At 54.8% G+C, this 15,279-nt stretch carries 13 protein-coding genes; 10 read left to right on the forward strand and 3 right to left on the reverse strand.

Translation table 11 applies throughout. The features are described from left to right. Positions 1-150: 150 nt before the first annotated feature. Positions 151-1,011, forward strand: coding sequence for a hypothetical protein (locus UL81_RS07995; protein WP_035105302.1), 861 nt, complete (start codon positions 151-153; stop codon positions 1,009-1,011). Between the two features lie 501 nt (positions 1,012-1,512). On the opposite strand, the gene UL81_RS08000 is transcribed toward UL81_RS07995, so the two are convergent. Further along, entirely contained in the window at positions 1,513-2,910 is a 1,398-nt protein-coding gene (locus tag UL81_RS08000; RefSeq protein ID WP_035105304.1) for a hypothetical protein, read from the reverse strand. Positions 2,911-3,312: 402 nt separating this feature from the next. Here UL81_RS08000 and UL81_RS08005 point away from each other — a divergent pair, with 402 nt between their 5' ends. The 4 genes from UL81_RS08005 to UL81_RS08020 all read left to right on the forward strand — a co-directional run bounded on the left by UL81_RS08005 (position 3,313) and on the right by UL81_RS08020 (position 9,527). Further along, complete coding sequence (locus tag UL81_RS08005) at positions 3,313-3,882, forward strand: hypothetical protein (protein ID WP_144407173.1); 570 nt, start codon at positions 3,313-3,315, stop codon at positions 3,880-3,882. 112 nt (positions 3,883-3,994) lie between these two features. Further along, positions 3,995-5,995 carry a site-specific DNA-methyltransferase gene (locus tag UL81_RS08010; RefSeq protein WP_035105309.1) on the forward strand — a complete coding sequence of 667 codons (2,001 nt, stop codon included), beginning with the start codon at positions 3,995-3,997 and terminating at the stop codon, positions 5,993-5,995. Positions 5,996-5,998: 3 nt separating this feature from the next. Next, on the forward strand, positions 5,999-8,602 hold the full coding sequence (locus UL81_RS08015) for a DEAD/DEAH box helicase (RefSeq protein WP_046453468.1): 2,604 nt from the start codon (positions 5,999-6,001) through the stop codon (positions 8,600-8,602). 127 nt (positions 8,603-8,729) lie between these two features. Further along, entirely contained in the window at positions 8,730-9,527 is a 798-nt protein-coding gene (locus tag UL81_RS08020; RefSeq protein ID WP_035105320.1) for a TIGR02391 family protein, read from the forward strand. Between the two features lie 133 nt (positions 9,528-9,660). Here UL81_RS08020 and UL81_RS08025 read toward each other — a convergent pair whose 3' ends face one another. Continuing rightward, on the reverse strand, positions 9,661-10,329 hold the full coding sequence (locus UL81_RS08025) for a hypothetical protein (RefSeq protein WP_035105322.1): 669 nt from the start codon (positions 10,327-10,329) through the stop codon (positions 9,661-9,663). A gap of 595 nt (positions 10,330-10,924) precedes the next feature. Here UL81_RS08025 and UL81_RS08030 point away from each other — a divergent pair. Both UL81_RS08030 and UL81_RS12125 read left to right on the forward strand, forming a co-directional pair. Beyond that, positions 10,925-11,467, forward strand: coding sequence for a hypothetical protein (locus tag UL81_RS08030; RefSeq protein ID WP_052097716.1), 543 nt, complete (start codon positions 10,925-10,927; stop codon positions 11,465-11,467). Positions 11,468-11,479: 12 nt separating this feature from the next. Next, positions 11,480-11,614, forward strand: coding sequence for a hypothetical protein (locus tag UL81_RS12125; RefSeq protein WP_269078719.1), 135 nt, complete (start codon positions 11,480-11,482; stop codon positions 11,612-11,614). A gap of 186 nt (positions 11,615-11,800) precedes the next feature. On the opposite strand, the gene UL81_RS08035 is transcribed toward UL81_RS12125, so the two are convergent. Next, positions 11,801-13,048 (reverse strand): alpha/beta hydrolase, encoded by a 1,248-nt coding sequence (locus UL81_RS08035; protein ID WP_052737450.1) that lies wholly within the window; start codon positions 13,046-13,048, stop codon positions 11,801-11,803. A gap of 237 nt (positions 13,049-13,285) precedes the next feature. Between UL81_RS08035 and UL81_RS08040 the strand changes: the two genes are divergently transcribed. The 3 genes from UL81_RS08040 to UL81_RS08050 are packed head-to-tail and all read left to right on the forward strand — an operon-like array spanning position 13,286 to position 15,195. Next, on the forward strand, positions 13,286-14,152 hold the full coding sequence (locus UL81_RS08040) for an ABC transporter ATP-binding protein (RefSeq protein ID WP_035105326.1): 867 nt from the start codon (positions 13,286-13,288) through the stop codon (positions 14,150-14,152). Then, positions 14,149-14,970, forward strand: a complete 822-nt coding sequence (locus tag UL81_RS08045) for an ABC transporter permease (protein ID WP_046453469.1) — start codon at positions 14,149-14,151, stop codon at positions 14,968-14,970. Before UL81_RS08040 ends, UL81_RS08045 begins: the two co-directional genes overlap by 4 nt. Then, entirely contained in the window at positions 14,971-15,195 is a 225-nt protein-coding gene (locus UL81_RS08050; protein ID WP_035105328.1) for a helix-turn-helix transcriptional regulator, read from the forward strand. It abuts the gene before it with no gap. The last annotated feature ends 84 nt before the right edge of the window (positions 15,196-15,279 follow it).

A 15,279-nucleotide genomic window follows, 5' to 3' on the forward strand; every position in this document is an offset into this window, starting at 1 on the left:
GCAGGAATTATCGGCTCCGACAACACTAAAATGTCCCGGTAGCTCAGCTCAAAGATCGTTAGGGAGACAGTGGATTGCGACGAAAAGTCCCTCGCATTCGCTATCACCTCTGGGGGCTGAGAAAACCAGTCGGACTGCAATACTGGGAGCATGACGACAACTTACGAGAGCAGCAATCTTGACCCTGCTATTGCACAGTTCAAGAAAGAAATGTTTCTACTTTGCACAGGCATTGCAAACGTCGCCAACGCAATTGGATGCGCCTACCCTGCATGGGGACCCGAAATTACTAAGCCCGTCAACGCCCGATTCAGCTTTGCAGAGTCGAACGCTGCGAGACTCCCAGATGAATTAGCTCGGGCGGTTATGCAGGTCACCGGCGCCCATGTTCACACCCTTGGCAGGTTCATGCAGGACGAGTTCACCACTCCTGCAACGGTTGCACCTATCGCTCGAAGTGCTGTCGAACACACGGCGCTGCTGATCTTCCTCACCCGCGACGAGTCACCCGAATTTCGGACAGTTCGTGCGGCCCGTGCCATTCGCGTGGGGATGAACAGAGACAATGTCCACAACCTCAAAGAGTTGGAGGGAATGTACGACAACCTCAACAAGCTAGTTACTCGCTACACGAAAAAAAATGTCATCCCCGAACTCAAACACGAGGACTTCGACTACACAACTATGGTTCAACTAACGCTGGGAGAACTAGTTGGCGACAGTTTCTACAGCGACTTGTGCAGCTATACGCACCACAACACATGGAAAGCCTTCTACCAATTCGTAGCCGCGAACGAAAACCCAAGAGCTCTGGAGGTGGACTCCCTCTTCTTCACGCAAAAGGCAGCACTTGCACTAGCCGGCGCCGCATTCTCACTTCTCCGTTACCGCGAGCGAACCCAAACCGCCGAACTTCGAGAGCTCCTCAACGACAAGACTCAGCGAATGCTCCAGCTTGGAACTGCGATCGAGCACTACCTAGAATCCGTGGACTCCAGCAGAAACCCATAGACACTGCGAAGCCTTTCGTCGTATCGACTTTGCTACAGCGTGGTAGTTAGTTTTCTACAGGTACTTAATTGCTGGCAGGGAGGCTTCCTGAATCCCCCAAGGAATTAGTGGTAAGGGGTCGGTTTCCGACCTTTGGGAAAGCCGTTGGAAGCAGTGTCGGGTGGAACCAAAACGGTTTTGCGGTGGAACCGGGGATGGAACCGAGCGGAGTTCTCCTAGGTCAAGATGTTTTCCAAAAGTCCCGGGAACTAACACCAACTCCGTTTCCGCACTAGCCCTAGTGCTCCTGACTCTCGCCGGACTCTCCCTGGCTCTGAGGCGTAAGGCTAAAAACCCCAGTCCCTAGCCAGACAGCGAAACAGCACCCTCTCCCCTGCCGAGAGGGTGCTTTCGTCACTGGACGGCCCAAACTTACATTGGCTTTACTCCCGCGCAACCAGAGACAATCGCAGGTGGAGCCATAACCCGAGGCCACGAACCCTTAGGACTCGGCGGTTACCGTCACTCGTCCCACCACTGAAAGTCGTCTGCCAGCCGTCCCGCCACCGCTTCGATCTCGGCTCGGTGGTCGTAGCGGTCGAACTTTGCGGGAGCTGGAATCTCCACATCCGACAGGGGCTTCGCTCGCCCCGCGACCCGAGCACTCCACGCTAGGTAGTCAGGGTCCACACCACCCTCCCGCGCCGCTGCCAAGAACTGCTGCACTGAGACATACTCATGCCACCTAGACGCCTGCTCGGTCAGGGTTTTCCACTCATGGTCTTCCTGAACGCGCTGCGCTACGAGCTTCGCTGCGGTGTCGAGACGGCGCTGCCAAGCGGAGTCTTGAATCTCCTTCATTTCCGCCCGTACACTGTCGGCCAATTCGATCTCGACTAGCGCGTCAAGGAGGTCAGAAAGTTCTGTGTCCAGCCGTTCGGGCTTGCGCTTGGTGTCTCTGACGGAACGAAACCCAACCTCAATGCTCAGCCGCCCGTTTTTGACTTGGGTGTAGAACTTCCGTGTAGGCATGTCAGAGCTTCCAGTCCACCTCCTGTGCTCTTCAATTTCCTGTTTCGTAGGCTCGCGCTGGAAGGAGTCGTGGGCTTCCACCACCTTGACTTCATAGCTTCGGTGTTTCGTCTTCACTTTCACATAGCTGGGAACGTTGTGGGCATAGCTGTAGTACCGTTCATCTCTCTCGTACTCCACTGTCCAGCCAAGACGTTCGACTTCTTTGAACAGGGCGTGCAGTAAACGGCGGGCACGGGGTTGCGTCTGGGGAGAGACCTTGAAGTGCTTACCCTCGGAGAACTTGCCGACCATGGGGTGAAACTTGTTGACTCGTTTCTCCCCTGTTGCAATGTCGAGATTGCAGGGGTCAAAGATGACCTTCTTCACAAGACCAACCCAGACGTGCGACGCCGGTTCACGCAGGTAATGCCGCGGGGCAAACTCGTAATGCAAAACCATGTCTTCGCCAATAAGGTCCTCGCGGTCCGCTAGGGCTTTGAGCCTTGGCTCCCAGATGGTCTTGAAACCTTCTTCGGAGCACAGGGCGCGGTACGCCACACCTTTCGGGTTGCGCAGGCGCTTGTACAGCTCCTCGACCACTTCATCACTGGGCTTTGGAGGTGGCGGAGGAACGGGTGCCGGGCGTTCGATTGGCCGGGGTGGAAAGACTGCAGTGCGCTTGCGTTGTTTCACCAACGGTTCGGTGCCGGCGAGGACTCGTTTACCACGCGCAGTCACCGTGGCTTTCCAGGTCTGTCCATGGCCCTTGATTTTCACGAGACCGTGGCCCTCTAGGGTACGAGCGGAAATCTTATAGTTACCTTGTGGAACCGAGTCCGCCGGGCAACCGTCGTTGATCCAGAGCAGGACTTCCTTTTGACGCTCGTTGAGAGTCTTCGCAGCCATAGGTTCATTATCGAATAGGTAAGCCCGGTGGCGCAGCCCGGAAGTCCTTAGGGGTGCGGTGGGTTGCCCCAGCTTGGGAATGCGACCCGGTGGCACCTAGAGTTCGTGGGCTACAGCGAAACATCTAGTCACTGCGAACTGGTCGTGGTATTGAGTTTGATACGACGTGGTAGCTGGTTTTCTATAGCCGGGTAGGTGCTGGGAGGGAGGTTTCCGAATCCCCTATCCTCCGGATAAGCACCACAAATTTACTTCTGCCACTGATTGGGACGCAGCGACTAACGCGACCACAGTAAACAGCCACCAAATGCAGATATCGAACATGCGTACGACAGCTCCAGGGGAGCTGTCCAGGCAACGGAATAAGGTAGCAATAACACCAATCCCCCATAAACAAAGGAGATGCCCTCAATGTCCCAGTCCGATAAATACACCATCGCCGACGACCTGATCCGCGAAGTTGGACAGCACCCACTACGCGACCTCAACGCCACCGCCCTAGGCGAGCGCCACGGCGTTGCTGCCGAAAGCATTGTCAAAGTCGGTCATTGGTGTATCGACAACGGCTACATGACCAAGCAATCCCATTCCGACATGAACCACGTCATGAGGTGCGGCATGTTGACCGCCGACGGTGAAGAAGTCGCCGCGGGTCTTGCCACCACTCGCCCCGAACCAACGCCAACTCCGGCCCCAGTCTTCAACTTCAATGCCCCTGTAAACGCGGGAATTATCGGCTCCGGCAACACACAGAATGTCACCCTCACAGTGTCCGAAGCACAGGTCCTTGCCCTTGCCGAAGCGCTCCGTCACGACGGCCACGTCGCGGAAGCCGACACGGTGCTCGCAGCAACTGAAAACGGAAAACAGCCTGGGCGACTGCTGGGAGCGTTCACAGCCATTGGTCCGGCGCTCGATAGCTACGGGAAGTTCGCCACCGCGATGCTTGGCATCCTCACCAGCACGCAGTAGCCCCTCCGACTGCGACCCTATGCCACTAAAAGCAATGGGGTCTATCCGCCTAATTGCTACCATTGAAAAAGACTTTTCAGCAAACATCCAGTCACGAATATCAGAAGGAACCATGCCCCCCACAAAACTTGAGCTGACCTGGTTCAATAAAGACAAGGCACTCATTCCCACAGAAGCCGGAAAATATGGGTACACCTGGGTCGACCCCCGCGACCCGCGGTACTGCGAAACGCACACCTTGACGGTTCTCGAAACAGTGACGGGTCGGCGAAACGAGAAGTGGGACGGGGTGCAATACGGGGAACGTGCCGATTTGGAGCCACAGAGCGACAACTTGCTCATTCAGGGAGAATCCGGCGATGTACTGGAGGCACTGACGCGCGTGCCGGAGCTTCGGGACAAGTATGTCGGCAAGGTTAAATGCGTGTACATTGACCCGCCATTTAATACTGGCGAGACTTTTGATAGGTACGAGGACAACCTCGAACATTCCGTTTGGTTGTCAATGATGCGCGACCGACTGGTACATTTCCGATCACTTTTGCGGGAAGACGGAACCTTATGGGTACATCTCGACGATGCAGAAAACCACCGGATGCGAGTGCTACTCGATGAAGTTTTCGGGTCTCAAAACTTTATCGGAAACGTCATTTGGGAAAAGGCCGATAGTCCGCGATCTGGCGGGAAAATGTCGTCGGATCACGACCATATCCTCGTGTACGGGCGGTCCGAAATCGCGAAACTAAATTTGAGTAAGCGCACAGAAGAAGATAATCGTCGGTTCTCGAACCCCGACAATGACCCCAATGGGGCCTGGTGGGATGACAACTTTTCTGCTCCGCACTCGATTAACAGCAGTGGCAAGCAAGTTCAGGCAGTTTTTGCCATTCAACATCCTTTGACCGGGAATATGCTATACCCAGCAGCTGGAAGACAGTGGTGGTGCCGAGCTGACCGACTCCTTGAATCTTTGCAGCAATTCGCACCGTACAAAAAAGTTTCACCAAATATCGAAGAACGCATGAAAAGAATGCGACTTCCCGAGACTGCCGTGAACCCTGAAATTCCAGACTTGGTCCTGGATTGCTCTCTCGAAGATGCACAAGCAACTGCCCGAAAGCGGATGAATCAGTTTCCTCTGCCAGAATCGTTTCTTCGGGGTGACAAAGGATTTGGGCGGAAGTCTTATATCCCTAGTGACGGTCTAACCCCGCGTACTCTTTGGAAAAATACCGAAGTAGGTCACAATCGTGAAGCTAAGTCCGAAATCAAACTACTTTTCCCGGATTCGGCAAAATTCGATACTCCAAAGCCAGAGCGACTATTACGCAAAATCATCGAATTATCGACTGATCCAGGGGACCTTGTGGCTGACTTCTTTGCAGGATCGGGAACAACTGCGGCAGTTGCCCAAAAACTTGGCCGACGCTGGGTTACATGCGAACTCAGTGAAGGCAACTTCCAAGAATACGTCCTGACCCGATTGAAAAAGGTGGTTTTGGGTGAAGACTTAGGCGGGATTTCCAGCTCTCACAGTCGCGAAAGGCAAGTAAACGGAGACAACCATGTACCAGCCGAGTTCACGATCTCAGAAATGGAAACAGCGGCTAAATTGATTCGCTCACTTCCTTCTAACCGCCTTGGTTTAACTGAAGCTCAGCTTGCTGCCGTCAAAGAAGTCGAAAAGCTGATTTCAACCCGCCCATTAAAGGAAGTTCACTGGCTGGGCGGTGGCGGGTTCACCGTCGCAATGCTCGGACCGACGTGCTACGACTACTCACCTGACACTGGGTATACAGTCCTGACCTCCGAAGCGACAGGCGAAACGCTGATCGCTTCGGTGGCGGCAAACCTGGGTTTCCATCTGTCGGCAAGTGACCCACACTTCGACGGCCGCCGTAACAACGAGCATCTAGCCGTAGTGGAGGGTGTACTCACCGAGGCCAAGGTGGGTGACCTTATGGCGCACCTGCCGGAGGGCCATTCGATTTTGTTTGCTGCAACCAACCTGGACGAGGGGGTGCGCGATGTGGTCCGTTCCTACAAGAATGGCTCCCGTGTAGTCCACGTCCCACTTGACTTGTTCCCATTTGGCGAAGAAGAGGAGAACTAGACCATGCCGCTAAATATCTCCTACGACGAGAATTTGATCGCTCAGATGGAGGCCAAGTTCGACTTGCGTCAGCCGAATGTTGAAGCGCTCAAGGCCATTGTTCGACGCCTGGAAAGTGGCGATTTTGACCCGCAGAAGCAGTTGCTCCTCGACCTTGCCACTGGTGTCGGCAAGACGTACATCATGGCGTCGCTAGTGGAATACCTGCGCCGCCAAGGCGTGATGAATGTGATGCTAGTTACCCCGAACACTGTTGTGCAGAACAAGACGGTAGCTGACTTCTCGCAGGGTTCGAACCGCTACATCGGTGGTTTTGACATCCCACCTGCCTTGGTCACTCCAGACGACGTGCATAAGCTGCGCTTGGGTGAGTCGTGGTACCACCTGTTCGCCGGTGAGGGTGCGTCCACGGTCTACATTTTTAACGTCCAGCAGTTGTTCCCACCAAAAGACGAAGATAAAAACAAGGCGAATGGTGTGGAAGCTCAGCGTCGCAAGACGTGGCGTTTCCAGGAGGAGACGGGCATCCTCGCAGAACGTCTTATCGAACTGGACGACCTAGTGGTGATCGTCGACGAAGCTCACTTGTTTGGTTCTACTGCTGCGCGTTTCCAAGAATCGTTGAAGGCGTTCCATCCTGCTGCGACAGTGGGACTTACTGCTTCATCGTCTAAGGACGATGACGTTGTTTTCCGCTACCCGTTATGGAAGGCGATCTCCCACGGGTTCGTCAAACAACCCGTCTTGGTCTACCGCAACAAGGGCTACAAAAAGGGCGAGGCGGAGCGCCAGCTCCAGGACGCTATGTCTCTTTTGGCTTTGAAGGAGGAAGCATACCGTCTGCACCGAGAAGCACACCCTGACGGCAAGCAAACGAAGCCACTTCTTTTCGTCGTGTGTACCGATGTCAACCACGCGACGGAAACCGCGACGACGTTGCGAAACACGTACTTCCCAGACCCGAACGCCGTCCATGCCGTCCTCCAGGTCGATAACCAGCACGATGACGCGACAACGCAAACCCTGCTACGAAACCTTGACGAACCGAACTCCCCTGTACGGGTCATCGTGTCCGTAAATAAACTGCGCGAAGGGTGGGACACGAAGCGTATCGCGGTGATGTGTACTCTGCGTGCAATGGGCTCGGAAGTACTCACCCAGCAGGTAATGGGCCGTGGCCTTCGCTTGCCCTTTGGCAAGCTCACGAAAGTTCCCGCCATCGACGAGCTTGATATTATCTCCCACAAGTCATTCGTTGACTTATTGACGTCGGAGAACGTGCTGCGTGAGTTCGGTATCGAGGAAGACATTCCAGGCGTAAAGCCGGAATTGGTCTTGCCACCGAGCGGCGGCAGCGTATCCCCTGTTGTTGATCCTGGTGTGACCGGCGGCGAGATTGGGACGGGTACCGAAGCTGACGACAATACTGGAGATGGCAATGGAGCCGGCGCGACCACCGGAGATCAGGACCATTCAACAACTGGCGTACCGTCTGCCGGTTCGGGTCTTCCTATCGGGGCGCGAAACGTGGGCGATGACGAGGAGATCACCACTGGTGTCGAGATTGTCGCGCCGGTTGTCGTAAAAGTGAACGAGGCGTTTGAGGGGCAGACATTTACGTTCCCCTCCTCGACAATGACTGAGACACAGCGCCCGTTCAGCTTGGTGGATATTCCCACCTCGGTGATCGTCGAGGCCGCGAAGAAAGTCACTGACCACGGGGAACTTCTTGACCGCGCAAAGATCATCGTCGAAGAAGCCGCCGACAAACTGGGCGTGAAGCACATGGAACGCCAGTCTGTGCCGAGTTTCAGGGAATCGACAAGCAAGGTGGAGAGTGAGCTGACGAATAGGCTCATGCGAACGGGGCTTTTCCAGGCGACGAAAGAAAATGACTCGGTGCTGCGCCGTAGCATTGTCCCAACGTTTATGAAAGCCTCCGGGGTTGAGAAGTGGACTGTCAAGGCCAAGGAGTCCGCAGTGGTGAGTCTGCTGGACATGGTAAAGCAGGAAGCGAAGGCTGCGGTTGCGAAGAACACGTTCACTGAGGTCACTGTCCACCCAGTAACTCTGCCGGTGCAGACCTCCTACATCCTTCCCGTTGGCCGGACGGTACAGAAACCGCTGGAGAACGTGAACCAGAAGACGCGCACCAAGGACGCTGGGTTTGCAGCCAAGCAGTACTACGGACCATGGGACAAAGGCTTGTTCGACGCCGCCGCCTTCGACTCGTTTACTGCCGAGTACCAACTCGCCCGGCTACTCAACTTCGACCCGAACGTGACGTGGTGGACACGTATCTATGAGGACAACGGGGCGAAGGTCGCCTACACCACGCGCAACGACTATATTCCTGATTTCGTCGTGCTGGGCACAGACGGAACCTATTGGATTGTTGAAGGTAAGGCCGACGACAAGCGCGAGGACGAGATCGTTTTACGCAAGCGTGAAGCCACCGAGCGTCTATTACGTTCCCTGGTGGCTCACCCGGACTACCAGGACGCCACCTGGGCGTACCTGATTGCGTTCGAGAGCGACATTCGCAACAGCGACTCGTTTGCAGAGCTCATTAGTATTGGCTGCGTGGAGAGGATGCTGCCGAGTTAAGAATCAAGTCGCCTAGGTATCGGCCCCTGCTGCATGAGCGCCCACTCAGGCACTCGTGCAGCAGGGGTTGTGCCGTCCTCCCGTGAGGTGTCCTGCCAACGTAATCAAGGAAATAGACTCTAAGTCTATGAGCACACCGTCATTCCCATCTGCAACGCTTATCTCACTAGCCAAAGCTATTGGCGACACGGAAAATGGTCTCACCGGCGGCGAGATCGAGCAACTCCTTCACCAGCTCAACATGTACGACCCTGGCGAAATTACAAAGTGGAAGCGACTGGTAGCCGCTTTTGACCACTCCCAACGCACCCGCGGCAACGCCGACCGCGTAATCACGTTCCTCGCACGCGCCTTCGCTCCGGCCCGCTACGTCCACAACCCAGAACTGTTTGACATCAGGCGACGCCTCATCAACCCAGTTCTCGTGCTCCACGGTCTCAAGGTAAACGATGAGGGTGGAATAGCACGGACAAAGGGCGCGTCGACCCTAATGGAAGTCCAGCGACTCACCAACACAGTGCGGGAGGAGCTAAACCGACGTGGTACTCACAAGGAGGTCCTGGCCTACTGCGAGGAAGAGATTCTGCGCCACGGTTACCTTCACGCGGTCTTGGAAGCCTCAAAGTCCGTGTTTCAGCGCTTGCGGGACATGACGGGGTTGGGCATCGACGGTTCGGCATTAGCAGACGCGGCACTGTCTACAAAGAGTGGCATCTTAGCCATCAACAGTCTTAACACCGAGACTGAGCAAAACGAACAAAATGGGCTGTGTAATCTCGTGAAGTCGATTGGTGGCTTGTATCGAAACCCGACCGCACACGACCCGAGACTGAACCGAATAGTGACAGAAACGGAACTCTACGAGGCATTGTCGCTGCTGTCGTATGTTCACCGGCGCCTCGACGACGCTACTTTAAGAGCTTAGCCACGGACACAGTCGATTTCGCAATGGGAATTAGTGGAACATTTTCGTGGGAAACTGAGGCTCGGGGCCTGCATTAGCACAGTTCAGGAAGCGATTTATAAATGCCCAGCGGGGTCCGTGTTCAGTTTTTCTGTTATTGCAGTCGCTTCTTGCCGATGAAACTTAGCCTACGAGCTTGTCGAAGTTCCCATGGCTGAGTCAGCGGACCAACGGATGGTCTTGGGGTTTTGCGTGGTTTCCATCGCCCTGGATTGACGAACGGCAGTTTGGAAACAAAACGATTCCTCCACACCCACTCCTCTAAGTCCCCGTTCAAGTCGAAGCGGATGGCTCCAGGTTTCAGACCGACCCCATCAGGTTGGAGCCACGCCACACCAAACCTGATCCCATCAATGAGTTCCTTCTGGATCATTGAAACTACACTGACCCTCCTATCTTCACATGTGAGCTTAGGGATGGGCTCTTCCAATCCAGTCCGATCACTCACTCCGTCCTTCCCCCAAGTGTATGGAATCACCTGGTAGTACTCGGCTGGCCCCGTAACCTCGAAGGACACCATGAACGGAACATACTCGTGCCTCATTCCCGCGAGCGCCTCGTCTATTTTCACGGCATCTTCTGGGCTGACATCTTCACGAGAGATGTGCTTAACACTGATATTCATTCCACGACCGCCGTTGGAAGTTGTCGCTTCGTGAAGCTGGCGCCAGGACAGAAGCAGCGCAACAAGCGAAACAAACAGCGCCGCTGCTGCGACGAGTAATGAAAGAGTATCGAATGGTAGATGTTCCACATTTCCCATCTAATCAGTTTCAGCGGGAAAGCCACGCGGTCTTTCGGGAAGGTTTTCCTTGATGCCCCGTTCGCTTGCACGCCAAATAGAAACGCAGCGACACCGTGCGACACTAACCTGACTCGCCCTTCTGACGCTTGCAGCGTGAGCACTTTCGGTTGGGGTAACTGCGTGAACTTAACCTGGTTGACCTGCGTAAAGCTCCGGCGCCGTGAAATCAGAGGGGGTTTCGTCGTGAAGAGCCACTAGGTGGGTGTGTGTTCGCGCTGGTCAAAGAGAAACGCAAATGTCCCAAAGCAGTACCCTCCTGCTAACCACGCGTTAGCTGGAGAACACACCACTAAGCCAAGCCGCCTGGTCTCAGTTGAGGCCAGGCGGCTTCGCCGTTGCCGCACTCTTCAATGCCTCACACCCACTGACTCGATCCCCTTCTGCCCCACCCCTCGACATATTCAAGCATTTAATCTTATCCACCAACACGCCCTTTGGTTACTGCTGGAATTGTGATAAATACCAAAGGTGAATGCCTATATATTTATATGCGGAGTGACTTATCCTTGAGGTGTTGGAAATACTTCCACCACCATTTACCTAGGAGCACAAGATGCATACAGCAGCAAAGAGCCTGGCAGCAGCTATCATTGCCCTATCCATATCGCTGACCCAAACACCAGCGATCGCAGTCCAGGCCCCACCATCGCAAACACTCACTGGCACACGTCCAGTAAGCCAAACTCCTTCCGAGATCCCCGCTTTTCTTGGCGGTGAACTTCACGGACTCACCACTCAAACCTTGTCAATCGATAGCCACGGTGACATTACCGCAACCATCAACAATGACACCGGAGAGGTAACTAGCACTTACCCTGACGGTTCGATTAAGACAGTCACCGTTGAAGAAAGTGCGCAAGCACTACAAAATCTTCTTAACGAGGCAACCCCGGAACAAGTCGCCAGCCTGCAAGCCTCCATGGAAGCACGCATTTCCAAAGAACAGGTGTGTCCTTACGTTGTTGGCTTAGTCGGCGCAGGACATGCCGCAGCTTGGGGGAAAGTACTAGCTCTAGCCGCTGTTAATCCCGCGATCGCGGTACTAGCACTTGCTGGTGAATCCATATTCTGGACCTGGGTATCCACCCACTGCTAAAAGGAGTACGTAATGCCACTGTGGATCATTGCAGTTATAGTTCTTGCCGGAGGTAGCTTCGGCTACGCCATGGGCCTTAAAAAGCGTATGGAAGATAACCCAGAGCTCCAAGGAAAAGGCCTTCGGGTTTTGTTCACCAAGAAATAAACCTCCGGGTGTCTACCCCAGCGAATGGCTTGAGGACATCACCGGTTACGAAAGCGAGTTCTGGACTCACATGCAGAACAAGTACAACGAACGGCAAGCTGCGAATTCCGTCACGAACCAGGATGAATAAGAAAGCAATACCCACTGCACAAGTCAGTGCAGTGGGTTAAAGCTCAGTAAAGGGTTTTACTGGTAGGTGTACTTGCCCTGGGTAATGGACTGCCAACCTACGGGCATCTGGCGCTTGTAGTACGGCCAGTCGTGGACGTTGCCTGGTTGGAAATCGAACTCGATCTGGTCGGTCATCAGGCCCTTGGACTTGATGGAATTCTCCAGGTCCTTGGTGCACTGGCCGCTCATGATTTCCAGTACAGATCCGCCCATCAGGCTGATGGCTCCATCTTCGCGGTAATCGTTGTAGTCATCCGGATTGATCGCGCCATCGGAAGCAAAGAAGTACGCCGGCATAGAGGCAATGCCCTGTGGGTTGCGGACGATGTCAGCACGCAGGCGCTCTGGAGTATCGCCACGGCCCCACATGTAATCCGGATCGCCGCCAGTAGCCATGACGGTGAAGTTAAAGAACTCGCGTCCCACGGTGCTGGTGGTGGAATAGCAACCCGACACGGAGAACACACCGGAGTACAGATCGGGGTGCAGGTTTGCCAGGCGTGCGGCACCAGAACCGCCCATGGACAGACCACCGATGTAGCGCTCACCGTTGAACGGAATGCCGGTTTGGGTTTCCAGAACCTGCGGCAATTCCTGCGTCATGAAGGTTTCCCACATGGAGCGACCGATGTACGGGTGAGTCTTGACCCAGTCGGTGTAGTTAGTACCCATGGCTTCACCTGGCATGACCGCGGTGACATGCTCGTTAGCAAGTGCACCTTGGATGTCACCTTCGCGCAGCCAGCCAGACTGACGCGGTGCGGAGACACCGTCGAGCATGTACAGCATCGGCGCTGGAGTGGTGCGGTCCTTCGGGTACTGGATCTGTACCTGCACAGTCCTGCGCATGGCTGGCGACTCGATGTAGAGACGCTCCACATCGAAGCGCTCGTCCGGCTCACGCTTGATGAGCTTAGGTTCTGCGATATCGCGTTCCTTGTCCTGGGTGTACGGAGTCTGCGTGCCCCAGATATTCGGAATCGGCAGGCGCGCATCCGGGCTGAGTTTATGGAATGCGCGGTAAAGGTTGTTCAGATGATGGATGTTGCCCGGCTGCTTGGACAGCTCCACCAGCAAAGATGCCGGAATGTCGTAAGCCGGGTCCATAGATGACAACGGCAGACCGTCATAAGTGGAGGACCCCAGGGCTGCCGAGGACGTAGAGGATGGCGCGTAGTTCTGCGCTACCGCAGGAGTCGACGACGCAAGCGCAACGACAGCTGCTGCCGACGCTGCCTTCATGAGCAAACGAGGAAACTTCATTCAGTTCTTTCGGGAGAGAAGGGAAGAAAACACAATCCTTTAGATCTTACCCCCTTAGCTGTAATTTCCTAGCATCCTGCGCATTCAAATTTCTGCAGTTACGCGCTTCCATTCCCGGAGGAAGAACGGCATTTTTATGTAGTTGCTCTCACTTTCCAAGGCTACAAACTGTCGTTAACCGTTGATCGATTGTAGTATATGTACTACATTCGGTAGTGCACGAGAAAGGAACTGTATATGAAACCTGTAGTAGCAGTGGAGCAACTCCACTTCGCCTACGGCAAGAATTCTGTGCTCAAAGGCGTTGACCTCAACATCGACCAAGGCGAAATCGTCTGCCTTCTAGGACCTAACGGTGTGGGCAAGACGACACTAATTGAAAACCTCTTCGGCTCACTTAAACCCAACGAGGGCTCCATCCGGGTTCTCGGCGAAGATCCGATGAGTGCCAGTAATGACTTCTGGGCCAAGGTGAGCTTGGTTCAGCAGAATTGGGCCGACCACAAGAAATGGACTGTTCGCGACCAGCTGGAATGGATTCGCGCAACCTATGCAACACAGACCGATGATGTCTTGAGCGTCGATGAAGCACTCGACTTAGTTGGCCTGCCAGAAAAGGCAAAGAGCAAGATGTCACGCCTTTCCGGTGGTCAGCGTCGCAGCATCGATTTTGCAGCAGCACTACTCCCCAACCCGCAGCTGTTGGTTCTCGACGAGCCGACCACTGGCCTGGACCCTCGTTCCAAAGCACGCATCCATGACCGCATCAGCATGCTGCAAGACAAGCAGACCACGGTTCTGATGACCACGCATGACCTGGCAGAAGCAGAAAAGATTGCCGACCGCGTGGTGATTATGGACAACGGTCGCATCGTCGCCAATGGCACCCCGCGCCAGCTGCGCAGCGAATACGACCACGGTGCGGAGGTCTCCTGGACTCAAGACGGTCAGGCTTTCGTCCACAGCACCGAAAGCCCCGAGGCATTCCTGCAGGCGTTGGACCTCAACAGCATTAGCAACCTCACGGTGACGCGCTCTTCCTTGGAAGACGCCTACCTCCAAATCGTTCAGAAGTTCGCTCAGAAGGAAGAGGAAGCAGCATGAAAACCCTCCACGCAGCGCTAACCCAAGCCCGCGGTGACCTGCGCCCAATCTTTTTAGGTGTCAGCGTCTTATTGGTCATTGCCCCGGTAATTTTCTTCATCTTCGTTTTCCGCAATAACACCCTCAATGATTTCGCTCAGGTCCCTGCGGGCCAGATCGTTCTTGCAGGCCTTGTCGGCGGTTACTGTTCATTCATCGTCATGCAAATTGCCTCCGAGTATTACGTCGACCGCATCGGCGGCGCGCTGCTGCGAGTACGCACCCTCCCGAACGGGCCGAAGGTCTGGACGCTTGGCAAGACTATCTCGACTCTGATTATCACGTTTACCCCGCAGCTGATGCTCCTTATACTCAGTGCGATTTTTATCCCCAACTCCCCTTTCTCACTCGGGTCCGTCCTCCTGGCAGCACTGATTGCATTCTTTGCCTGTGTGGCTTCCACACCGCTCGGCTTCATCATCGGCGCTTTCCTGCGCGGTACGTATACACAGCTATTGGCATATTTCGTCATTATTCTTTATATGGCCACCTCCGGACTGTTCTTCCCGTTGGATGTATTGCCACGGTGGGCGCAGTTGATTCATCAGGTTCTCCCTGGCTACTGGTCCGGCCATCTGACTCGCTGGGCGCTTGTCGATGACACATCCTTCGAGCTCAGCGGACAGTTCACTCCCCTGTTGGCCTTTGGTATCCTAACTATCTGGCTCGTTGTCGGCTTCGCCCTCCTGCCGCTGATTATTCGGCGAAGCTTCCGCCAAGAATCCATGGGTTCACTGGCTTCCCTTCAGGAAAAGACTCGTTCACAGGCAGGCGTTTAAATGTCAGAGGATATCGTTCACAACCGCATCGCGTTGCTGCGCACCGACCGCAAGGTCAGTCGCCGGCAGTTCGCTGAAGCGCTCGGAATCCACTACCAAACCGTGGGTTACCTCGAGCGCGGCGAGTCCTCGCCTTCCCTGCACCTCGCACTGCGCATCGCCCGCTACTTCGACGTCCCAGTCGAATCCGTCTTCTCCTTAGAAGAATTCCCCCGCCTTACTTAATCAGCATAAAATCCCTGGCTAATGCAGTTCGAACGCTGTTCGGGATGCGATGTCCGGGCCTCCCACTAAGCTTGGCCGTACTCA

Source organism: Corynebacterium camporealensis, assembly GCF_000980815.1.
Taxonomy (GTDB): domain Bacteria; phylum Actinomycetota; class Actinomycetes; order Mycobacteriales; family Mycobacteriaceae; genus Corynebacterium; species Corynebacterium camporealense.